The organism is Profundibacterium mesophilum KAUST100406-0324, from assembly GCF_009835145.1.
Lineage (GTDB): Bacteria > Pseudomonadota > Alphaproteobacteria > Rhodobacterales > Rhodobacteraceae > Profundibacterium > Profundibacterium mesophilum.
Map to the genome: position 1 here is coordinate 1 of NZ_APKE01000030.1, position 19,789 is coordinate 19,789.

Annotated in this window: 21 protein-coding genes; 7 read left to right on the forward strand and 14 right to left on the reverse strand. The window is 67.0% G+C overall.

Going from position 1 to position 19,789, the window contains the following annotated elements:
* Window positions 1-237 precede the first annotated feature (237 nt).
* From PMES_RS12555 to PMES_RS12590, 8 genes are all read right to left on the reverse strand, one after another.
* On the reverse strand, window positions 238-864 hold the full coding sequence (locus tag PMES_RS12555) for a DUF1684 domain-containing protein (RefSeq protein ID WP_159966074.1): 627 nt from the start codon (window positions 862-864) through the stop codon (window positions 238-240).
* A 66-nt stretch (window positions 865-930) separates the two neighbouring features.
* Entirely contained in the window at window positions 931-1,632 is a 702-nt protein-coding gene (locus tag PMES_RS12560) for an SDR family oxidoreductase (RefSeq protein WP_159966075.1), read from the reverse strand.
* A gap of 219 nt (window positions 1,633-1,851) precedes the next feature.
* Entirely contained in the window at window positions 1,852-2,928 is a 1,077-nt protein-coding gene (locus PMES_RS12565) for a TRAP transporter substrate-binding protein (protein ID WP_159966076.1), read from the reverse strand.
* 49 nt (window positions 2,929-2,977) lie between these two features.
* On the reverse strand, window positions 2,978-4,267 hold the full coding sequence (locus tag PMES_RS12570) for a TRAP transporter large permease (RefSeq protein WP_159966077.1): 1,290 nt from the start codon (window positions 4,265-4,267) through the stop codon (window positions 2,978-2,980).
* A gap of 1 nt (window position 4,268) precedes the next feature.
* Window positions 4,269-4,850, reverse strand: coding sequence for a TRAP transporter small permease (locus PMES_RS12575; protein ID WP_159966078.1), 582 nt, complete (start codon window positions 4,848-4,850; stop codon window positions 4,269-4,271).
* Window positions 4,851-5,163: 313 nt separating this feature from the next.
* Window positions 5,164-5,661, reverse strand: a complete 498-nt coding sequence (locus PMES_RS12580) for a flavin reductase family protein (protein ID WP_159966079.1) — start codon at window positions 5,659-5,661, stop codon at window positions 5,164-5,166.
* Window positions 5,662-5,683: 22 nt separating this feature from the next.
* Window positions 5,684-6,580 (reverse strand): aldo/keto reductase, encoded by an 897-nt coding sequence (locus PMES_RS12585; protein ID WP_159966093.1) that lies wholly within the window; start codon window positions 6,578-6,580, stop codon window positions 5,684-5,686.
* A 6-nt stretch (window positions 6,581-6,586) separates the two neighbouring features.
* Window positions 6,587-7,741: an LLM class flavin-dependent oxidoreductase gene (locus PMES_RS12590; RefSeq protein WP_159966080.1), complete on the reverse strand. Its 1,155-nt coding sequence runs from the start codon at window positions 7,739-7,741 to the stop codon at window positions 6,587-6,589.
* 96 nt (window positions 7,742-7,837) lie between these two features.
* Here PMES_RS12590 and PMES_RS12595 point away from each other — a divergent pair, with 96 nt between their 5' ends.
* Window positions 7,838-8,578, forward strand: a complete 741-nt coding sequence (locus PMES_RS12595; RefSeq protein ID WP_159966081.1) for a GntR family transcriptional regulator — start codon at window positions 7,838-7,840, stop codon at window positions 8,576-8,578.
* Between the two features lie 13 nt (window positions 8,579-8,591).
* Window positions 8,592-9,686, forward strand: a complete 1,095-nt coding sequence (locus tag PMES_RS12600; protein ID WP_159966082.1) for a Gfo/Idh/MocA family protein — start codon at window positions 8,592-8,594, stop codon at window positions 9,684-9,686.
* 10 nt (window positions 9,687-9,696) lie between these two features.
* On the opposite strand, the gene PMES_RS12605 is transcribed toward PMES_RS12600, so the two are convergent.
* On the reverse strand, window positions 9,697-10,386 hold the full coding sequence (locus tag PMES_RS12605) for a helix-turn-helix transcriptional regulator (RefSeq protein ID WP_159966083.1): 690 nt from the start codon (window positions 10,384-10,386) through the stop codon (window positions 9,697-9,699).
* 280 nt (window positions 10,387-10,666) lie between these two features.
* Between PMES_RS12605 and PMES_RS12610 the strand changes: the two genes are divergently transcribed.
* From PMES_RS12610 to PMES_RS12625, 4 genes are read left to right on the forward strand one after another with little or no spacing between them, the layout of a single operon-like run.
* Window positions 10,667-10,978 (forward strand): twin-arginine translocase TatA/TatE family subunit, encoded by a 312-nt coding sequence (locus PMES_RS12610; RefSeq protein ID WP_159966084.1) that lies wholly within the window; start codon window positions 10,667-10,669, stop codon window positions 10,976-10,978.
* A 45-nt stretch (window positions 10,979-11,023) separates the two neighbouring features.
* The gene (gene tatB, locus PMES_RS12615) at window positions 11,024-11,515 is read left to right on the forward strand and encodes a Sec-independent protein translocase protein TatB (RefSeq protein WP_159966085.1); all 492 of its coding nucleotides are present in this window, start codon (window positions 11,024-11,026) and stop codon (window positions 11,513-11,515) included.
* Window position 11,516: 1 nt separating this feature from the next.
* The gene (gene tatC, locus PMES_RS12620; RefSeq protein ID WP_159966086.1) at window positions 11,517-12,461 is read left to right on the forward strand and encodes a twin-arginine translocase subunit TatC; all 945 of its coding nucleotides are present in this window, start codon (window positions 11,517-11,519) and stop codon (window positions 12,459-12,461) included.
* Window positions 12,461-13,321, forward strand: coding sequence for an ATP-binding protein (locus tag PMES_RS12625; protein WP_159966087.1), 861 nt, complete (start codon window positions 12,461-12,463; stop codon window positions 13,319-13,321). Before tatC ends, PMES_RS12625 begins: the two co-directional genes overlap by 1 nt.
* Window positions 13,322-13,537: 216 nt before the next feature.
* Here the strand turns inward: PMES_RS12625 and PMES_RS12630 are convergent, their stop codons facing one another.
* From PMES_RS12630 to purF, 5 genes are all read right to left on the reverse strand, one after another.
* Window positions 13,538-14,806 carry a M23 family metallopeptidase gene (locus tag PMES_RS12630; RefSeq protein WP_159966088.1) on the reverse strand — a complete coding sequence of 423 codons (1,269 nt, stop codon included), beginning with the start codon at window positions 14,804-14,806 and terminating at the stop codon, window positions 13,538-13,540.
* Window positions 14,807-14,916: 110 nt separating this feature from the next.
* Window positions 14,917-15,555 (reverse strand): protein-L-isoaspartate(D-aspartate) O-methyltransferase, encoded by a 639-nt coding sequence (locus PMES_RS12635; RefSeq protein ID WP_159966089.1) that lies wholly within the window; start codon window positions 15,553-15,555, stop codon window positions 14,917-14,919.
* Window positions 15,555-16,337 carry a 5'/3'-nucleotidase SurE gene (gene surE, locus PMES_RS12640; RefSeq protein ID WP_159966090.1) on the reverse strand — a complete coding sequence of 261 codons (783 nt, stop codon included), beginning with the start codon at window positions 16,335-16,337 and terminating at the stop codon, window positions 15,555-15,557. Before surE ends, PMES_RS12635 begins: the two co-directional genes overlap by 1 nt.
* A 135-nt stretch (window positions 16,338-16,472) precedes the next feature.
* Complete coding sequence (locus PMES_RS12645; protein WP_159966091.1) at window positions 16,473-17,117, reverse strand: SDR family NAD(P)-dependent oxidoreductase; 645 nt, start codon at window positions 17,115-17,117, stop codon at window positions 16,473-16,475.
* Window positions 17,118-17,233: 116 nt separating this feature from the next.
* Complete coding sequence (gene purF / locus PMES_RS12650) at window positions 17,234-18,715, reverse strand: amidophosphoribosyltransferase (RefSeq protein WP_236549799.1); 1,482 nt, start codon at window positions 18,713-18,715, stop codon at window positions 17,234-17,236.
* A 287-nt stretch (window positions 18,716-19,002) separates the two neighbouring features.
* Between purF and PMES_RS12655 the strand changes: the two genes are divergently transcribed.
* Entirely contained in the window at window positions 19,003-19,584 is a 582-nt protein-coding gene (locus PMES_RS12655; protein ID WP_159966092.1) for a L,D-transpeptidase, read from the forward strand.
* Window positions 19,585-19,789: the final 205 nt, after the last annotated feature.

Below are 19,789 nucleotides of genomic sequence, written 5' to 3' on the forward strand. Positions count from 1 at the left end.
CCGCAAAGCCGCCTCGACGACCTGCTGCCGTGGAACTTCAAGCCGTCAAGCTGAACCGCTGGTGCTGTTCAGCTAACGCTTACCTCCGGACCCTGCCATACGTGCGCTCGGCCTCAGGCGAGTACGCCGCCCGGACCCATGCGCAGGATGATGCCGCGGGTCCGCAATATGGCACGCGGTGGGGCCGGAAATTCGCGCTCGAAAAACGATCCATGCGCCGGCGGTTCCCCCGAAGGGTCAGCCGATATGCCGCTCGCCGGCCGCGATGGGCGTATCGAGGGCATTCTCTGCCGGGCTCAGCGGGCAGACAAAGGCCGGGTTCAGCGCGCAGGAAGGATTATAGGCGAAATTGAAATCCACGATCATGCGTTGTTCGCGGTTGAGGCCGAGATCGGCCCCCTTGATCGCGTCGACCAGATAGCGCCCCCCGCCATAGCTTTCCGCATGCGTGTCCTTGAAGGGCACGAAGAGGCCACCGCCATAGCCGGTGACCCAGTAGAGCGTGAGTTCGTGGCCCGTAGCCTGCGCAAGGCCGTCCGTCCTGCCGACGGGTTTGGCCGTCATGCCGCCATCGGCGCCCAGATCGAACTGGATCGGGGCGCCTTCCTGTGGAACGATGTCGACGACGAACCGCCAGTTCGGATCGTACGGGTGGACCGCGATGCGCTCGAATCCGCGGCGCCGGGACGCGGGCAGCGGCGAGCAGGGATGGTCGCGGAACATGGCGCTGCGCGTCTGCTGCCACAAGGCATGGGCAGCCTTTGGCCCTGGCGTGGCCCTGATAACCACGTAAAGGTCATTGATCCGGCGCCGCCAGTCGGCCAAGGCATATGCCTCTGGAATCTTGTGGTTTTCGGCCAGCATATTCCGCGCCCCCACGATTGATAATCATTAACCTAACGCAGTCCGGACCGGCGGCAACTCCCCATTTCAGGGGAAGTGCTGCTCGCTCAGCGGGCTCATGACCGCCTCGTTGAGCACGAAATCCTGCGGTTGGTCGGCTGTATGGAGCAAGAAGCGGCCGGCATCGCGCGGCTGGATGAAATCCGGGCGCTCCTCACCGCTCCAGCCCGTATCCATCCCGCCCGGATAGATCACGCTGACGCGGATGCGGTGGGGTTTGCCTTCGAAGGACAGGGCCTGCGAGAGGCCCGTGAGGGCGAACTTGGAGGCGCAATAGCCCGTGGCGCCCGGCGCGCCGCGGCGGCCGGCCACGGAGGATATGTTGAAGATCGTTCCGCCGCCCTGGGTCCTCATGATCGGGAAGACCGCCTTGCAGGCGTAGAAGACGCCGTTCAGGTTGACCTTGATGATCCGGTCGAATTGCGCGACCGACAGCGCGTCGATCGGGCCGGGGAAATCGATCCCGGCATTGTTGATCAGCAGGTCGATCTTGCCGAAACGCTCGGCGCTCTTCGCAACGAGCGCGTCGACCGCATCGGGGTCGGAGACATCCGTCGGAACCGCGAGGCTTTCGCCCCCATGCTGCGCCAGCTCATGGGCGAGCGTCTCGATCCCCTCGGCGCCGCGCGCGGCGAGAACGACATTCCAGCCCGCCTCGGCGAAGACCTCGCAGGTTCCCTTTCCAAGGCCGGCACTGGCCCCCGTGACGATGACTGTCCTGGCATGCATTATACTGATCCCCGAGCTTGACTGCCGCTAACACCGGCGAGGCATGCTCTAGGACGCGATGGTGCATTTGAAAAGGCGCGCGTCCGATATTTTGGTGCAGGCCGGCTGCGGACAGCGGAGCCGGGAACACGGGGGTCCGGCAAACGGGACTTGGCCGCCATGTCAGGAGATATCGAGTGCCGCGGCGCGATGGGCGCCGCGGCATGCGGAACGGCGGCGTTACTGCAGCTCGTTGGCCCGCGAAGCGTCGATCCGCTCCTCGGCGGTCTTCACGGCCGCGGTCATTGCCTCGAAGGCTTCCGCGCCGCCATCGACATTCTCCTGGAACCACTCATAGACGGGCTGGGCGGCCTCCTTGAACATCTCCTTCTGCTCGGGCGTCGGCACGTAGAGATCGCCGCCCCCGTCCTGGAACTCCTGGTAGGCTTGGATCGACTTGCGCTTGGGGCTCGCGAAGGTGGCCTGCTGCAGCTGGTAGAAGCCATCGACGACGACACGGCGCAGATCCTCGGGCATCTCCATGAAGCGCGCGTTGTTCATGAACCACAGCGCGCCCATGTAGGCATGGCCGTCAAGCGTGACATATTGCAGGCCCGCATCGGGGAATTTCATGCCCATGATGTCGGTGATTCCGTTCTTGGAGCCTTCGACCACGCCGGTCTGGAAGCTGGTGAAAAGCTCGGGCCACGGGATCGGGGTGGGGGAGGCGCCGAGCGCCTTGACCAGCTCCTGCGGCAGGTCGGCGACCACGGTACGGATCTTCAGCCCCTCCAGATCGGAGGGGGTCTCCACCCGGCGCTTGGTGTTGGCGAAGTTGCGCCAGCCGCCGGTATTGCCGATCGTCATCAGGCGGATCGCGTCGCCGGAGCCGTCGCGCACCATCTGCTGCATCGTGTCGGTGAACGCGCTGTCATTGGCCAGGACCTCCTCGGCGATGCGGTCATCGGCCATCAGGTAGGGCAGGTCGAGCACCTGCACGAAGGGGAAGATCCCGGAGGTGCCGCCGGAGGTCGACACATAGACGTCGATGCTGCCATCGGCGACGCCCTGCATGCATTCCGCGCCGTTGGAGCAAAGCTGGGTGCCGATGAACATCTCGACGCCGATGCGGCCGTTGCTGGCCTGCTCGACATAGTTCTTGAAGACGACGAGCCCGTCGTAATCCTCGTCATTCTCGTTGCTGTTGGCGGTGGCGCGCAGCATGAACTCGGCATCATGCGCCTCCGCGAAGGCCGCCGCCGTGCCGCCGGCCAGCATGATCGCGGCCAGCGCCGCAGAAGTTAGTCCCTTGAACATCTTTCGTCCTCCCTTGGATGGTTCTTGTCTGTGGGGGGCGGACCCCCGGTCATTGCGCGAAGCCCGTGAGCCGCGGAATCGTCATCGAGATCGCCGGGATGTAGGTGATGAGAAAGATTACCAGCACCTCGACAGCGAGGAATGGCAGGATTGCCCGCGCGATGCTCTCGACCTTCTCGCCCGATACGCTGGAGGCGACGAAGAGCACGAGGCCCATGGGCGGGGTGGCGAGGCCGACGGTCAGGTTGACGCTCATGATGATCGCGAAATGAATGGGATCGACGCCGAGCGAGGTGAAGATCGGCCCCAGGATCGGCCCCAGGATGATGATCGCGGGGCCCGCATCGAGGAACATGCCGACGATGAAGAGCAGCAGGTTGATCAGGAAAAGCAGGATCAGCGGGTTGTCCGAGAGCGACAGGATGTAGGCGGCGAGCGTTTCGGGCGCATGGCTGAGCGAGACCACGGTCTTGAAGGCCATGGCCGCGCCCACCAGCAGCAGGACCACGGCGCTTGTCGCGGCGGCGCGGCTCAGCACTTCGGGGATCTCGCCGACGCGCAGGGTGCGCAGCACGAAAAGCCCGATGAAGAGCGCATAGGCGACGGCGACGGCGGCGGCCTCGGTCGGTGTGAAGATGCCCAGCAGGATGCCGCCCATGATGATGACCGGGGTCAGCAGCGGAAAGAACGCCTTGAGAGAGGCCTGCCCGCGCTCGCCCCAGGTCTGCTTTCGGGTCGCGATCGGGAAATCGTAGCGGTCGGCCATCACCTTGATGACCAGCATCAGGCCGGCGCCGACGAGGATCCCGGGCACGATCCCGGCAAGGAACAGCGCGGCGACGCTTTCACCCATGACATAGGCATAGATGATCATGATGCCCGAGGGCGGGATGATGGGGCCGATGACGCTCGATGCGGCGGTGATGGCGGCGGAGAAGCGGCGTGAATAGCCCTGTTTCTCCATGGCGGGGATCAGCATCGAGCCCAGCGCCGAGGTGTCCGCCACGGCCGAGCCCGACAGCCCGGCGAAGAGCATCGAGGAGAGCACGTTCACATGCGCCAGCCCGCCGCGCAGATGCCCCATCAGGGCCTGGCTGAACTCGACGAGGCGCAGGGTGATCCCGCCCTTGTTCATCAACTCGCCCGCCAGCATGAAGAAGGGGATCGCCATCAGCGGGAAGCTGTCCATGCCGTTATAGACGTTGCGATAGAGCAGGGTGATGTCGCGCTCCTGCCCGTTCAGCCAGAGCAGGATGCCCGGCGCGGCGAGCAGGCCGAAGAAGACCGGAAGCCCGATCATCAGCAGCAGCAGGAAGACGGGAAGGAACCAGATCAGCATGTCATTCGGCCATCAATTCGTCTTCGGGCCGCCCCAGGGGCGGCAGGTTGCGCGCGCCGGCGAGCCGCAGGAGCGCACGCAGGATCAGTTCGAGATTGACGATCAGAAGCAGCGTTACCCCCACGAGGAGCGAGGCCATCATCCAGCTGCGCGGTACGCGGAACCAGCCATCCGGCAGGGGCAGGTAGAGCGAGGCGGTGTCGAAGCGCCCGCCGAAGCCGGTCACCTCGGACCAGCCGATCCGCACGGCCATGGCCAGAACGAGCCCGCTGATCGCAAGCAGGAACAGCGACAGAAGCGCCGCGGCAAGACGGGCCAGGGCGCGCTCGAGCATGTCGATCGCCACGAAGCCGCCGCGCCGGTAGGCGTCCGGCGCGATCAGCCCGGTCATCCAGAGCATCATGAAACGGGCTGCCTCATCCGGCCATGGCAGGGCATTGTTCAGAACGTAGCGGAAGAATACCTGAATCAGGATCGCCACGACCATCGCCGCGATGGCGATCACCGCAAGGAACCGGCCGATCGGCAAAACGAGATCGTTCCACTTCTGTAGAGGCCACAAGGCCGCCTTCAGCACTCCCATAGCGGACCTCTCCTCCCTGTGGCACGTGCGTGCTGGCATGGATATGCCAGTTGCCCGTGCCGGTCCTGTCCCGATGGCGCCGTCCCCACGGCACCAACCCGCCAATGCCGCTCCACCGGCATCAAGGTCTCGCTCCGTCTCCCGCCCCAGCCTGCCCGCCAAGGGCGGCCGGATCGCGCGGTGCCGCGGGCGAAAACGGATTGCGCGCCCATGGGGGCGGTCCGCTATTTGTCGCGGACGGCCGGTACTCTGGTGGTCCCGTATCGCCCGTCGCTCGGCTCTGCGCCAGCAAGCCGCCCATGGCGACGGCAGCTCAGCTCTGTGCCTCGAAGCGGCCGTAGCGGCCCGAGACGAATAGAAGGGGATTGCCCTCCCCGAAGGTCGCGCCAAGGACGCGTCCGATGACAATCGAGTGGTCCCCGGCATCGTGAACGGCGTGCCGGGCGCATTCGAACCGCGCCAGGCACCCCTCGATCAGGGGCGTTCCACGGTCGCTGCGTGCCCATTGCAGCGGCTCGAAGGCGTTGCCCTCGGTGACGAAGCCACCGCAGATATCGGCCTGGTGCGAGGCCATGACATGGATCGCGAAATGCTCTGCCTCGACGAAGGGATCATGGCGCCGCGATGCCTTGGCGGGCGACCACAGCACCAGCGGCGGATCGAGGGACACGCTCGAGAAGCTGTTCGCCGTGATCCCGAGCGGGCCGTCATCGGTGCGGGTGGTCACCACCGTCACCCCGGTCGCGAAACGGCCCAGCGCGTCGCGGAAGGCGCGCATCGTCTGCGGGCCGGGGATGAAGCTGTCAGGCATCGCGCATCCTCCGTCCGCCATGTCAGGGAACTTCCTTGCCGAGTGCGAGGCTGTAGAGCTCGAACCAGGTCTGGCGGTCCATCGGCACCTTTACCGCATCGCCGATCGCCTCGATGCGCGAGACGTTGTTGGTGCCCATCACCGGCATGATCCCGGCGGGATGCGCCAGAAGCCAGGCAACCGCGACCGCCGCCATGTCGGTGCCGTTCTCCCTGGCGATCCGTGCAAGGGCGGAGCGCAGCGGCCCGTGCCCCTCCTTGCCGGTCATCAAGGTGCCGCCGCCGAGCGGCGACCAGGCCATGGTGCGGATGCCGTATTGCTGGGCGAAGGCCAGATCGCCGTTGGTGAAGGCGGAGATCTCGTTGAGGCTGATCTCGATCTGGTTGACGGCGAGCGGCTGGCGCGTGGCCGATTGCAGTTGTGTCAGGTCATGGGGCCTGAAGTTGGACACGCCCACGGCGCGCACCTTGCCCGAGGCGACCGCGTCGTCGAGCGCGGCGCCGGTCTCGACATGGTCCATGAACGGATCGGGCCGGTGGATCAGGAGAAGGTCGATCCGCTCGATCCCCATCAGGCGCAGGGACGTGTCGATGCTCTGCTCAATATGGGCGCGGCTGGTGTCGTAATGCTTGACCTTCGCATCCGCATAGCGTCCGGCGGGCGCGACGATGCCGCATTTGGTGACGATCTCGATCCGATCGCGCAGATCGCTCCCGGCAAGGGCCTTGCCGAAGATCTCCTCCGCCTCGTAGCCACCGTAGATGTCGGCCTGGTCCATCGTGGTGATGCCCTGCTCGAGGCAGGCCTCGACCTTGCGCCTGACGGCCTGGGGCGCGGTGTCGCTGTCATCGCCCAGGCGCCACATGCCGTAGACGATGCGGCTGAACTCAAGCTCTTCGGTAATCTTGACGCGGTCAATGGTCATCTAGCGACGGTCTCCTGCCCCGAGCGGGGTCATCGGTTCATTTTGCGGGATGCGCCCATACACATGGGGCAGAGAGCAGGTTTTCAACTGCCCGAGCACACGTTCGCCGAAATTGCGGCATTCATCCAGGTGAGGATAGCCCGAGAAGATGAAGGCGCGAATGCCCATTCTGCGATAGTCCTCGATTTCGCTGAGGACCTGATCGGTGGAGCCGACGATGGCCGCCCCGCAGCCCGAGCGTGCCCGCCCGATCCCGGTCCACAGGTGCCGCTCGGCATAGCCGAACTGGTCCGACAGCTCTCGCGCACGCGCTTGGTGCGACACGCCGAGCGATCCGCTGTCATGCGCCCGATCGCGGACGAGGGCGCCGTATTCGTCGTCGAGCGCGGCGACGAGATACTCGGCCTGCTCGCGCGCCTCCGCTTCCGTATCGCGCACGATGACATGCACCCGCAGCCCGTAATCGAGCGTCCGCCCATGCGCGCTGGCCGCGGCGTGGGCCGCCTTCATCCGCTCGGCGATCTGTTCCTTGGGCTCGGGCCACATCAGGTAGACGTCGCAATGCTGGCCACAAAGCTCCAGCGCGGCGGGTGAGTAGCCCCCGAAATAGAGCAGCGGGCCGCCGGTCTGGTAGGGACGGGCGGGATCGGCCGGCACGTTCTCGAAGTCGTAGATCTCGCCGCTATAGTTGATCTCGTCGCGGGTCCAGGCCTGCTTGAGGATCTCGACCACCTCGCGCGAGCGCTGGTAGCGATAGGCACTCTCGGCTTTCTCACCGGGAAAATCGCTGCTGATCACGTTCAGCGTCAGCCGTCCCTCGAGCATGTGATCGAGCGTGGCCACGGTGCGTGCCAGCATGATGGGCTGCATCTCGCCGCAGCGGATCGCGGCCAGCATGTTGATGCGATCGGTGATCGTCGCGCCGCCCGCCACGAAATTCAGCGTGTCCTGGCCCACCTGGTAGGAGGAGGGGCACAGGATGTTGCGGAATCCCTGGTTCTCGGCTTCCTTGAGGATCGCGCTGCAATGGCGCCAGCTGGATCGCAGATCACCCTCGGGCACGCCCAGCTGCCTGTAATCGTCCGAGCAGAGCGCGGCGAACCACGAGACCTCGGCGGCGTCCAGATCGGCCGATGTGACGGGAACGACGGTCATGGCACCCTTCCTGCTTGCGCGGATTACCCCTTGCATAACAGGCTACAGGCCATGCATCAATAGTGTATCAATTCGCATGTGGAGCCGTGACGCGAGGTGACCGAACGATCCGCAACACCGCATGGGCCGCCGCAGGCGCGCGACCCCGAGGCACTGCCGCTCTACAAGCAGATCAGCGAGCTGCTGCTGCGCCGCATCGCCTCAGGGGTTCTGATCGAGGGTGAGCGGCTGGCGCCCGAACGCATGCTGGCGGCGGAACTGCGGGTCTCGGTGGGCACCTTGCGCAAGGCGCTTGCGGACCTGCAGGAACGCGGCCTCCTGGAACGCCGGCAGGGCTCGGGCAACTACATCAGGGGCGTGCGCGCGCAAGGCGGGCTTTACGGGTTCTTCAGGCTGGAGCTGTCGCAGGGCGGCGGCCGCCCCGAGGCACGGCTGATCTCGCTCGATCACCTGCCCAAACCGGCAGGCGCGCCGCCGTTTGGCCCGTCCTCGCATGCGAGCCGGGTCAGGCGGCTGCGTCTGCTCGACGCGGTGCCCGCCGCGCTCGAGGAGATCTGGCTCGACGACAGCCGCGGGCGGCTGAAGGCCGATCCGATGCTCGAAGGGGCGCTCTACCAGCTCTACAGGAGCCATCTGGGAATCGGGATCGCGCGGATCGAGGACCGGATCGGTGTCGCGCCCTGCCCGGACTGGACGCCTTGCACGGGCGGTCTCGGGGCGGGTGCCCCTTGCGGCCTTGTCGAGCGGATCGGCTGGGACCAGGCCGGGGCGCGGGCCGAGTATTCGCGCACCTGGTTCGATCACGGCAAGGTCCGCTATGTCTCTCACATCGGCTGAGGAGGGCCGTTCCATGAAGGAAACCATAACATACGGGATCATCGGCTGCGGCATGATGGGGCGCGAGCACCTGCGCAACATCGCGCTTCTGGACGGGGCCCGTGTCGGTGCGATCTTCGAGCCCGATGCCGAGCAGGCGGCGCTCGCGCAGGCGATTGCCCCCAATGCGCGGCTTTGCGCGGATCTCGACGCGCTGCTCGACCGGGCGGAGCTTGACTGCCTGCTCGTCGCCTCGCCCAACCATCACCATCTTTCGCAACTCGAGCACATCGCCGCCCGCCGGCCCCTGCCGCTCCTGATGGAGAAGCCCTTGCATACGGAGGCCGCGGACGCGGCGCGTGTCGCCGAGATCGCGAAAGCCTACCCCGCCCCCCTCTGGGTCGCGATGGAATACCGCTACATGCCCCCCATCCGCGCGCTGATCGACGCGGCGCGCAGCGCGACGGGCGGCCCGCTCATGCTCAGCATCCGCGAGCACCGCTTCCCCTTTCTCGACAAGGTCGGCGACTGGAACAGGTTCAACGCCAAGAGCGGCGGCACGCTGGTCGAGAAATGCTGCCATTTCTTCGACCTGATGCGGCTGATCCTCCAGGACGAGCCGGTGCGCGTCATGGCTTCGGCGGGGCAGATGGTGAACCATCTTGACGAGCGCTACGACGGCGAGGTCCCCGACATCTGGGATGGCGGCTATGTCATCGTCGATTTCGCAGGCGGGGCGCGCGCGATGCTCGAGCTGTGCATGTTCGCCGAGGGAAGCCGCTACCAGGAGGAGATCAGCCTCGTGGGCCCCGCCGGCAAGGTCGAGGCCTTCGTGCCGGGGCCGGGGCGCTTCTGGCCGGCCGAGCTCGGCCCCGCGCCGGTGCCGAAGGTCGTCGTGAGCCCGCGCCATCCCAAGGGACCGCGCGTCATCGACATTCCGGTCGATCCCGCGCTGCTCGACGCGGGCGATCACAACGGATCGACCTTCTACCAGCATCAGCGGTTCCTCGATCTGGTGCGCTCGGGGGCGGGCATGCCGGAGGTGACGGCGCATGACGGTCTGATGGCCGTCGCGATCGGCCACGCGGCCCAGGCATCGGCGCGCAGCGGACAGGCGGTCACGCTGTGATGCGCCGCACTCAGCCTTCCTTGCGCGCGGCCTGCGCCTCGCGGTAATCCGAGAGCGTCTTGCCCGGCTCCTCGACGAAAAGCTGCGGCAGGACCTTCAGCGTCTCGATCCGGTCGGCGCGCAGGACCGCGAACCGGCCCGTGGTCTCGCACCAGACCGTCACCGTCCACAGGCGCCCCCAGTAGTCGAGTTGCAGCGGACGGATGCGCCGGGTGCGCGGCGCGTCACCCGTCTCGGCCATTTCAACCGACAGCTTCTGACGCGCCCGGATCGCGGCCCGGATCTGCGGCAGGTGGCGAAAGCCATAGGCGGCATCGGCGAAGGGATAGACGGCGAAGCCGAAGCCCTTGGGCGGGCTGCTGCGATCCTCCGGCAGCACCGCGTCGATCTTGGCCGAAAGCCGCGCGGCGGCATCCGAAAGCTCGGGATCGGCGGTTTCGCCGACGACGGCGAGGCCCAGGTGGAGCGCCTCCAGCTCCGTCAGGCTCAGGTTGAGGGGCGGCAGCGTCACGGGCGCCGTCATCTGGTATCCCGCGCCGCGCCGACCCTCGACCGGAATGCCGGAGCCCATCAGGGTCTCGAGGTCGCGGTAGATGGTGCGCAAGGAGACGCCGAGCCTGCGCGCCAGCCATTCGGCGCGATGCACCCGCCCGTCCCGCATCACCTGGATGATCTCGTAGAGCCTGTCCGTGCGCCGCATCGGCGATCCTCCCTTTTCCCGGCCCGGCATGGTTCCCCGCCCGCCCCGATTCGCTCGCCCCGGATCGCGTTGGAAACCCGACTTTGGCGCGCCTTTTGTCATTATCCTGACAACTGACAGGATAATGACAATAAACGAACCCCGAAGTCCCGCACAGTCCTGTCATCGGCCGCATTGCGGCTTCACCTCGGAGCCATGCTGGCCTAGAACCTTGCTCTGCCAATCACCGCCGCATCGTCCGGCCCGGCAAGCTGCGATGCCGCGACAAGGGAGAGACCCCATGCTGAACAATATCGGCCTTCCCGGCCTGCTTCTGATCGCCGTCGTCGTTCTGGTCCTGTTTGGGCGCGGCAAGATCTCGTCCTTGATGGGCGAGGTCGGCAAGGGCATCACGGCCTTCAAGCGCGGCGTGTCCGACGGCACCAAGGATATCGAGGATGCCGAGACCGTCGACAGCCCCGCCCGTCCCGCGACCCCGGTCGAATCCCACCGCACGGCATCCGCCGCCGATGCCGGCGTGCCCGCCGATGCCGGCGTTCCTGCCGACCGGACCGAGGCCGTCACCGCGCCCGAGGACAAGACCCGCAGCTGAACCCGTTCGCGGGCCTTGCATCACGCCATCTGAAGGGGGCACTCCATGTTCGATATCGGCATGACCGAGCTTCTGGTCATCGGCATCGTCGCCCTGATCGTCGTCGGGCCGAAGGATCTGCCCGGCATGTTCCGCACGCTCGGACGCTTCACCGCCAAGATCAAGGGCATGGCCCGCGAGTTCCAGCGCGCGATGGACGACGCGGCCGATGATGCGGGCGTCAAGGACGTGGCCAAGGACCTGCGCGATGCGACATCGTCCAAGAAGATGGGGCTCGACCGGCTGAACGACGCGGCATCCAAGTTCGAGAAATGGGAGCCTGGCAAGTCGGCCAAGTCCGGCAGCGCCGCAGGCAGCGAGACCGCCAAGCTCAGCGAGGAGCGTGCAGAGAGTTCGGCCCGTATCCTCGAGGCGACAGGGCGCGCCGCGAGCGAGCGCAAGGCCCGCGAGGCGCAGGCCGCGGCACCCGTCAAGACCGCCGGCACGGGGGCGGACACGCCCTTAAGCACGACATCGAGTGACAAGGAACAGGGCTGACATGAGCGCGCAGGACGAGATCGAGGACAGCTCCGCCCCGCTGATCGAGCATCTGGCGGAGCTGCGCACGCGGCTCATCCATTCGGTGGTGGCCTTCATCATCGGCATGGTCATCGCCTTCACGGTCTGGAACCCGATCTTCGACTTCCTGACCAAACCGATCTGCGGCCAGCTTGCCGAGCGCGGCCAGGATTGCGGCCTGATCCTCATCAAGCTCCAGGAGGGCTTCTTCGTCGCTGTCCGAATCTCGCTGATGGGCGGGTTCATCCTCTCCTTTCCCTATATCGCCGCGCAGATGTGGCGCTTCGTGGCGCCAGGCCTCTACAAGAACGAGAAATCTGCCTTCCTGCCGTTCCTGATCGCCTCGCCGGTCATGTTCTTCATCGGCGCGGCCTTTGCCTTCTACGTCGTCATCCCGCTGGCCTTCGACTTCTTCCTCGGCTTCCAGCAGGTCGGCGGCTTCACCACCCCGCCCGTGGTCGATCCGGCGAACGGGCCCGACATCGACGTGCCGACGGCCCTTCCCGCGGGCGAGGCACTGGCCAATGCCGGCATCACCTTCCAGGGCTCGGTGGACGAATACCTGTCGCTGACCATCAAGTTCATCCTAGCATTCGGCCTGTGCTTCCAGCTTCCGGTTCTGCTGACCCTGATGGGCAAGGCAGGACTGGTCAGCAGCCGCGGCCTGTCGGACATGCGCAAATACGCCGTCGTCGGCATCCTCGTGCTCGCGGCGGTGGTGACCCCGCCGGACGTGATCACACAAGCGATCCTCTTTGTCGTCGTCTACGGGCTCTACGAGGTCTCGATCCAACTCGTGCGACGCGTCGAGAAGCAGCGCACCGCGCAGATGCGTGCCGAAGGTCTCCTTGGCGAGGACGAGGAACTCTGGGACCAGTTTGACGACGATGAAGACGATCTGCCCCCGGGAAAGGGCAAGGCGTGATGGACGCAGACGGTCTCGATGCCCGCCACCTCGGGCGCATCGCCGATGCGCTCGAGCGTCTTTCCCCTCCGGCCGCCGCCGCGCCCGATTTCGACGGTGCCGAGGCCTTCGTCTGGCATGTCGCCCCGGACCGGCTCACCCCCGTTCCGCAGGTCAGCCGTGTCGACATGGACCTGCTGGTCGGCATCGACCGCTCGCGGGACACGCTGCTGCGCAACACCGAGCAGTTCGCCGCCGGGCACCCCGCCAACAACGCCCTCCTGTGGGGCGCGCGCGGGATGGGCAAGTCGAGCCTCGTCAAATCGGTCCATGCCGCGATCGTGGCCAAGGGTCACCCGCTCAAGATCGTCGAGGTCCAGCGCGAGGACCTTCCCAGCATCTCGCGCCTGCTGAACCTCCTGCGGGCCGCGCCGCACCGCTTTATCCTCTTTTGTGACGATCTGTCCTTCAGCCATGACGATGAGCACTACAAATCACTCAAGGCGGTTCTGGATGGCGGCATCGAGGGGCGGCCCGAGAACGTCCTCTTCTACGCGACCTCGAACCGGCGTCACCTGATGCCGCGCGACATGATCGAGAACGAGCGCGCCTCGGCGATCTCCCCGACGGAGGCGACGGAGGAGAAGGTCTCCTTGTCGGACCGGTTCGGCCTCTGGCTCGGCTTCCATCCTTGCACGCAGGACGAGTATCTCGCGATGATCGACGGCTATGTCGCGGCGGCCGGGATCGAGATCGAACCGGACCTCCTGCGCGCCGAGGCGATCGAGTGGCAGGCGACGCGCGGGGGACGGTCCGGCCGCGTGGCCTGGCAGTATTTCACCGATCTGGCAGGCCGCATGGGCGCGCCGGTCGCGGACTGATCCCTCGGCACATCGCGCCGCTGCGTTCTCGGGGCGCGTGAATCCCCTCATCACCTTCGTGCAAGTACCTCTGCGCGGCGCCGGTCACTTGCGCGGCGCCGCATTCCATTTCCCTGCGGATACCGAAAAGCGATGCCCGGCTCCCACTCTCCGGGGGGCGCGGCCCGTGCGGTGCCCATGGCTCCCCCCGGAAAGAGGGGGCAGCCATGAACTGTATCACTGCAGGTAGGGAACCGGATCGACGCTCTCGAAGCCTTCGCGCACCTCGAAATGCACGAAGCTCGGCGTGCCGCCGCGCACCTTCGCGACGGTTTGCCCGCGGCTGATCCTGTCGCCCTTCGATACCGAGATCGCATCAACCCCGGCATAGACCGTCAGCAGGTTACCCGGATGGCGCAGGACGAGGATCGGAACCTGGTCGGTATCGCGGGTTATCGCAGCGACCTCGCCATCGGCGGCGGCGCGCACCGGCGTGCCCGCGGTCGCGCCGATGTCGATCCCGTCATTCTTCTTCTTCTGGTAGGGCCTGATGACCGGGCCATCGACCGGGAAGCTCATCCGCCCGCTCGTGGCGGCTGGCTTGCTGGCTTCCGTCACCTCGGCCTTGAGCTCCGGGGAAGGCGGTGCCGGCTCCGGCGCGGTCACGGGCTCGTCCCTGGGCGGCAGCGGCTTGCCGGCGGAGGGGGGAACCGGGGTCGGGGTGCCCTCACCGGGCGCGCTCTGCCGAACGGGGGGCGTTTCGCGCCGGGCCTCGTCGCGCACCGGGATCAGCAGGTGCTGCCCCTCGCGCACCGACAGATCGCCGCCGAGCCCGTTCCATTCGGCAAGCGCGCTGACCGGCACGTCGTAGAGCCGCGCGATGGTATAGGCGGTCTCGCCGCGCTCGACCCTGTGACGGACCGGGTCCGTTCCGCGGGGGGTTGCGGGTACGGCGGGGGTCTCGCGGCGGGTTTCGGGGGGCGCGGCCTGCGGGGCGGCGGAGGGCCGGCCGCGCGGCACGTCGTCGAGCGAGGACACGTCGATCCGTTCGGTCGGCGCGGGCGCGGTGGTGCCGGCATAGACGGGCGCGGCCTGACGCGGCGCGGAGGGCGCGGGCAGGGGTGCGGGGGCCGGAACGCCAGCCGGTGTTCCGCCATCCACGCGGCGGGGCAGGGCGATGATCTCGCCGTTGCGCAGCGGTGTATCCATCGGCAGGCCGTTGAAGCGCGCAAGCTCATCGGCGGGCAGGCCGAGGCGCGCGGCGATCTCGCCGACCTTCTCGCCATGCCGGGCAACGGCCACCTGGTAATCGCTGTAGCTGATCACCCCGCGCGCATCCGGCTGTGGGCGCGGGCGCACCGCGCGCGGCACGTCCGCGCTGGTGTCGAAGGCGCTGTTGCTGATGCTGTCACGCATGTCCATGTCGAAGCCGCCCGCGCATCCCGCGAGCGTGACAAGGGCTATGGCGGCCATGGCGGGCCGGGGTCTGATGGCAAATGCTGGCATGATCGCTCGTCCTCGATGGGGGTATCTGGCCTTCTTGCGGGCCGCTGACGCTGCGTCCTTGGGTCCCTGCGATCGTCCGGGCGGGCAGGGTGCGTGATGGTCCGTGTCGCTCAATCCTTGTCCAGCCCCTCGAGCAGCGGAACGAAGCGGACGGACCGCAACTCCTCGTAATCGAAGCCGCGCTCGGATCGCGTCACCTTGATCAGGCTCTGGACACGGTCGGACTGGCCAACCGGGACCACCATGATACCGCCTATGCGCAGGCCGGCCAAGAGGGGGCCGGGGGGATCTTCGGCCGCCGCCGTGACGAGGATCCGGTCGAAGGGGGCCTGGTCCTCGAGCCCATGACTGCCATCGGCGGCGAAGGCCGTGACGTTGAACAGGTCCATCTCCTCGAAGATCCGCCGCGCCTCGCGCACCAGCCGTGGGTGGCGGTCCACGGTGTAGACGCGGCGGGCCAGGAGCGACAGGATCGCCGCTTGGTAGCCCGAGCCCGTGCCGATCTCCAGCACCTTGTCGCGCGGCTGCACGTCGAGCGCCTGCGTCATCAGGCCGACCACCGAAGGCTGGCTGATCGTCTGGCCGCAGGCGATCGGCAGAGGCATGTCCTCATAGGCGCGCTCGGCGAAGATGCCGCGCACGAACCGGCCCCGGTCGATCCGTTCCATGGCGCCGAGCACGCGCGCATCCGTCACCCCCTTGGAGCGGAGGGCAAAGAGGAACTGCATCTTGCGCTCGGCATCGTCCATCAGCCCAGGGCCGCTTCCAGACCGGCAAGGGCGTCATGGGCCGTCAGATCGGCGCGCATCGGGGTGATCGCCACGTAGCCCTCGAGATTGACGGCGGCATCGGTGCCCGGCTCCGTGGGAACCTGCTGATTGCCGCCCTTGATCCACAGGAACTTGCGCCCCGACGGCGAGCGATGCGGCTCGACGCCGAAAACGGTGTCGGGGCGGAACCCCTGCGCCGCGGCCTTCATCCCGCGCACTTTCGCGGCCGGAACAGGGGGGAAGTTCACGTTGTAGAAAAGCCTGTAATCCTCGGTGTCCCAGGCGTCGGCATCGAGCAGGGCGCGCACCACGCGCACCCCCCACCTGGCGGCGCTTTCGAAAGGATCGGGCTCGTTGATGTTGGCCGGGCCGAGGAACTGGCTCAAAGCGATCGCGGGCAGGCCCTGAAGCGCGGCTTCCATCGCGCCCCCGATCGTGCCGGAATAGAGCACGTTCTCGGCGGCGTTGTTGCCCCTGTTGACCCCGGAGAGCACGAGGTCGGGCCGCTCCGGCATCACGTCGTGAAGGGCGGCAAGCACGCAATCGGCCGGCGATCCCTCGGCCGCCACGCGGCGCGGACCCAGCTCGGCGATGAGCATCGGATGGGTGTAGCTGATCTTGTGCGCCACGCCCGACTGCTCGAAAGCAGGCGCCACGGTCCAGATCTCGCCATCCGGTCCGGCGATCTCGCCGGCGATCGCTTCGAGCGTCCGCAGCCCCGGCGCGTTGATACCGTCGTCGTTCGTGATGAGAATTCGCACGTTACGCCCTCCGCTAGACCAACTGCATAGGACACGGACGCCGGGGCGGCAAGCTGTGCGCCGATCGCCCCGGCGGCGGGAGCGCGGCGTCCGTTTCCCGCAAGGCCGGGGGCGGGGCCACGCCCGCCGGGCGGCTCAGTCCAGGAGCGCCAGCAGCCGGGCGGCCTCGGCGGCCGGCGCGGTCAGGGCGGCGCGATCCTCGCCGGGGAAGAAGCGCGCGCGTGTCGCGGTGGGCATCGGCGCGGGCTCCAGGATGTCGACCTTGGGGCCGGTGCGGCGCGTCTCGGCCTGCCAGCTGCGCGCCAGCGCGATCTGCGCGGCCTTGCTGGCGCCGTAATGGCCAAAGAACTTCTCGCCCGCGCGCGGGTCGTCGAAAAAGACCGCCCGGCCCCCGGGGGCGGCGTTCAGCAGCGGCTCGACCATTCCGATCAGCACCGATGTCGCTGTCGCGTTCACCGCGATCGACCGGCTCCAGTCCTTGGCGTCGAGATGGGCCGCCGGGGTGAGGGGCCCGGCATGGACCGCCGTGTGCATCCACAGATCGACATGGCCCCAGCGGTCATGGATGCCGCGGCACAGATGCGCCATCGCGTTGGGATCGGTCACGTCCATCGGGGCCAGCGTCGCCTGTCCGCCGGCGGCCTGGATGAGATCGTCGATCTCCTCGAGCGCGCCGGTGGTGCGGGCCACCGCGATGACGTGATGGGTCGGTGCGAGGGCGACGGCGAGGGCGGCGCCAAGGCCGCGCGATGCGCCGGTGATGAGTGCTGTTCTGGTCATGGCGGCGATGTGGGGCGGAAGCGGCATGCCGGTCAAGCCCCGATATCGGGATCGGCGGCCCGCGGCATGCAGGATGCGCCTGCGGCCCACCGCGCGGGGGCGGGCCGCGGGCCGGCCTATTCGGCGGCCTTCATCTGGAACCCGGCGGCCATCCGGTCATGCGGGATGACGGGGTAATCCCCCGAAAAGCAGGCATCGCAATATTGCGGCTGCGCGCTGTCGCGCCCTTCGGCCTCGCCCGTTGCGCGATAGAGCCCGTCGAGCGAGATGAACCGCAGGCTGTCGACCCCGAGGTGATCGCGCATCTGTTCCTGGGTCATGTTCGCGGCAAGGAGCTTTTCTCGCTCGGGCGTATCCACGCCGTAGAAGCATGGCCAGGAGGTGGGCGGGGAGGCAATGCGGAAATGCACCTCCGCCGCGCCGGCATCGAGAACCATCTCGCGGATCTTGATCGAGGTCGTGCCGCGCACCACCGAATCGTCCACCAGGACGACACGTTTGCCACGGATCAGCGCCCGGTTGACGTTCAGCTTGAGACGCACGCCCATGTTGCGGATCTGCTCGGTGGGCTCGATGAAGGTCCGCCCCATATACTGGTTGCGGACGATGCCCATCGCGTAGGGGATGCCCGATTCCTGGCTGAAGCCGATGGCCGCCGGCGTGCCGCTGTCGGGCACGGGGCAGACGAGGTCGGCCTCCACCGGTGCCTCGCGCGCCAGTTCGACACCGATCTGGCGCCGCGTCTCGTAGACCGAGCGCCCGCCGAGGATCGAATCGGGGCGTGAGAAATAGACATGCTCGAAGATGCAAAAGCGCGGGCGCTGCCGTGCGAAGGGCGTGTGCGAGCTGATCTCGCCATTCTCGATCACGACCATCTCGCCCGGCTCGACCTCCCGGATGAACTCGGCGCCCACGATGTCGAGCGCGCAGGTCTCCGAGCTGAGCACCCAGCCATCGCCGATGCGGCCCAGCACGAGCGGGCGCACGCCAAGCGGATCGCGCACCCCGATCAGCTTGGTGCGGGTCATCGCGACGATCGAGAAGGCGCCCTCCACCCGGCGAAGGGCATCCTGCATCCGGTCCGGCACGCGCCTCTGGAGCGACCGGGCCATCAGGTGGATGATGCATTCGCTGTCGGAACTGCTCTGGAAGATCGAGCCGCCGCCGATCAGCTCGCTTCGCAGCGCCTCGGCATTGGTGATGTTGCCGTTATGCGCGATCGCGGCCCCGCCCATGGAGAACTCGCCGAAGAAGGGCTGCACGTCGCGAATCTGCGTATGGCCCTTGGCCCCGCTGGTCGAGTAGCGGACATGTCCGATGGCGAGCGGGCCGGGCAGCGTCTCCATCAGGGATGCCTTGGTGAAGTTGTCGCGCACGTAGCCGAATCGCCTGGCCGAATTGAAGCCGTGCTCGGCATCGTGGCTGACGATCCCCCCGGCCTCCTGGCCGCGATGCTGGAGCGCATGCAGGCCGAGGGCAACGAAATTGGCGGCATCGGCCACGCCCGTGACCCCGAACACGCCACATTCTTCATGCAGCTTGTCATCGTCGAAGGGGTGGCGGGGCAAACCTGGACGCTGGACAGGCATCGCGGACATGGTGACACTCCCGTATCCGATATTGAGGTTGCCGCATCTCTTAAGCGGTTGCCGGCCAACTGTCACCCCGGGGAACGATTTGCCGCATCGGCGATTGAGACAGCGCGCGGACCGGAAAACCGGCTTGCACGCTGCTTTCGCGTGGCGACGGCTGTTACAGTGATGGCACGCTCGCGGCTCACATATGCGTGAGGGTGAATGTCCTGGCAAGTTGGGGTTTGAGTTCCAGCGCCGGAGGTCTGTAATGGCTGCCGGACGAGTAGTTATCCAATATGGAGGTCGCACGAATGACCAACGAAACATTTTCGCGTCGCAAGCTTCTGGCCCTGACCGGCGCGGCATTCGCCGCCCCCACCGTGCTGCGCGCACAGGCCATTGATCCGTTGGTGCGTGCCGATGACATGACCCGCCGCAACATGTCGAGTTTCATCAGCCAGAACTGGCAAGATCACTTCGACAGCCTTGGCCGCGTGACCATTCTCGCCGATACCTATTCGCGGGCGCTGCATTACTGGAATGCCGATGGCTCGGATTACCGCCTCTATCCCACCTCCGTGCCGCGCACCGACGAGCTGACGCGCCGCGGTTACACCGAGGTTGTGCGCAAGAAGGTGGGACCGACCTGGACCCCGACCGCGAACATGCGCAAGGAGGATCCGTCCCTGCCGACCTTCATGCCCGCCGGCGAGGGCAACCCGCTCGGCACGCACGCGCTTTACCTCAGCTGGCCGGCCTACCTGATCCACGGGACCCATGACACGCGCAAGATTGGCCGGCGCTCCTCTTCGGGCTGCATCGGCCTTTACAACCGGATGATCGCCGAGCTCTTCGAGATCACCCCCATCGGCGCCCAGGTTCGCCTTCTGTGACATCGATCGGGGCGGCCGCGCGCCGCTTTCGCGATCCAGTGAGCCGGCCCATGGTGGCCGGCTTTTTCGTGCGCCAAGGCAGCGGCGACGCGTCCCCGGGCATGAAAAAGCCCCGGAGGCGGGTAAGCGTTTCCTGGCCCGCACCTTCCCAATTCTCACCTGACCTGAGATTTCGCACCTGACGGAGATTAGGGCAGGAGTTTCG

Excerpts from the sequence above, each read along its gene's own strand:
- PMES_RS12555 (WP_159966074.1), bottom strand. The coding sequence starts at position 864 with ATGCTGGCCGAAAACCACAAGATTCCAGAGGCATATGCCTTGGCCGAC.
- PMES_RS12560 (WP_159966075.1), bottom strand. The coding sequence starts at position 1,632 with ATGCATGCCAGGACAGTCATCGTCACGGGGGCCAGTGCCGGCCTTGGA.
- PMES_RS12565 (WP_159966076.1), bottom strand. The coding sequence starts at position 2,928 with ATGTTCAAGGGACTAACTTCTGCGGCGCTGGCCGCGATCATGCTGGCC.
- PMES_RS12570 (WP_159966077.1), bottom strand. The coding sequence starts at position 4,267 with ATGCTGATCTGGTTCCTTCCCGTCTTCCTGCTGCTGCTGATGATCGGG.
- PMES_RS12575 (WP_159966078.1), bottom strand. The coding sequence starts at position 4,850 with ATGGGAGTGCTGAAGGCGGCCTTGTGGCCTCTACAGAAGTGGAACGAT.
- PMES_RS12580 (WP_159966079.1), bottom strand. The coding sequence starts at position 5,661 with ATGCCTGACAGCTTCATCCCCGGCCCGCAGACGATGCGCGCCTTCCGC.
- PMES_RS12590 (WP_159966080.1), bottom strand. The coding sequence starts at position 7,741 with ATGACCGTCGTTCCCGTCACATCGGCCGATCTGGACGCCGCCGAGGTC.
- PMES_RS12600 (WP_159966082.1), top strand. The coding sequence starts at position 8,592 with ATGAAGGAAACCATAACATACGGGATCATCGGCTGCGGCATGATGGGG.
- PMES_RS12605 (WP_159966083.1), bottom strand. The coding sequence starts at position 10,386 with ATGCGGCGCACGGACAGGCTCTACGAGATCATCCAGGTGATGCGGGAC.
- PMES_RS12610 (WP_159966084.1), top strand. The coding sequence starts at position 10,667 with ATGCTGAACAATATCGGCCTTCCCGGCCTGCTTCTGATCGCCGTCGTC.
- tatB (WP_159966085.1), top strand. The coding sequence starts at position 11,024 with ATGTTCGATATCGGCATGACCGAGCTTCTGGTCATCGGCATCGTCGCC.
- tatC (WP_159966086.1), top strand. The coding sequence starts at position 11,517 with ATGAGCGCGCAGGACGAGATCGAGGACAGCTCCGCCCCGCTGATCGAG.
- PMES_RS12625 (WP_159966087.1), top strand. The coding sequence starts at position 12,461 with ATGGACGCAGACGGTCTCGATGCCCGCCACCTCGGGCGCATCGCCGAT.
- PMES_RS12630 (WP_159966088.1), bottom strand. The coding sequence starts at position 14,806 with ATGCCAGCATTTGCCATCAGACCCCGGCCCGCCATGGCCGCCATAGCC.
- PMES_RS12635 (WP_159966089.1), bottom strand. The coding sequence starts at position 15,555 with ATGGACGATGCCGAGCGCAAGATGCAGTTCCTCTTTGCCCTCCGCTCC.
- PMES_RS12645 (WP_159966091.1), bottom strand. The coding sequence starts at position 17,117 with ATGACCAGAACAGCACTCATCACCGGCGCATCGCGCGGCCTTGGCGCC.
- purF (WP_236549799.1), bottom strand. The coding sequence starts at position 18,715 with ATGTCCGCGATGCCTGTCCAGCGTCCAGGTTTGCCCCGCCACCCCTTC.
- PMES_RS12655 (WP_159966092.1), top strand. The coding sequence starts at position 19,003 with ATGACCAACGAAACATTTTCGCGTCGCAAGCTTCTGGCCCTGACCGGC.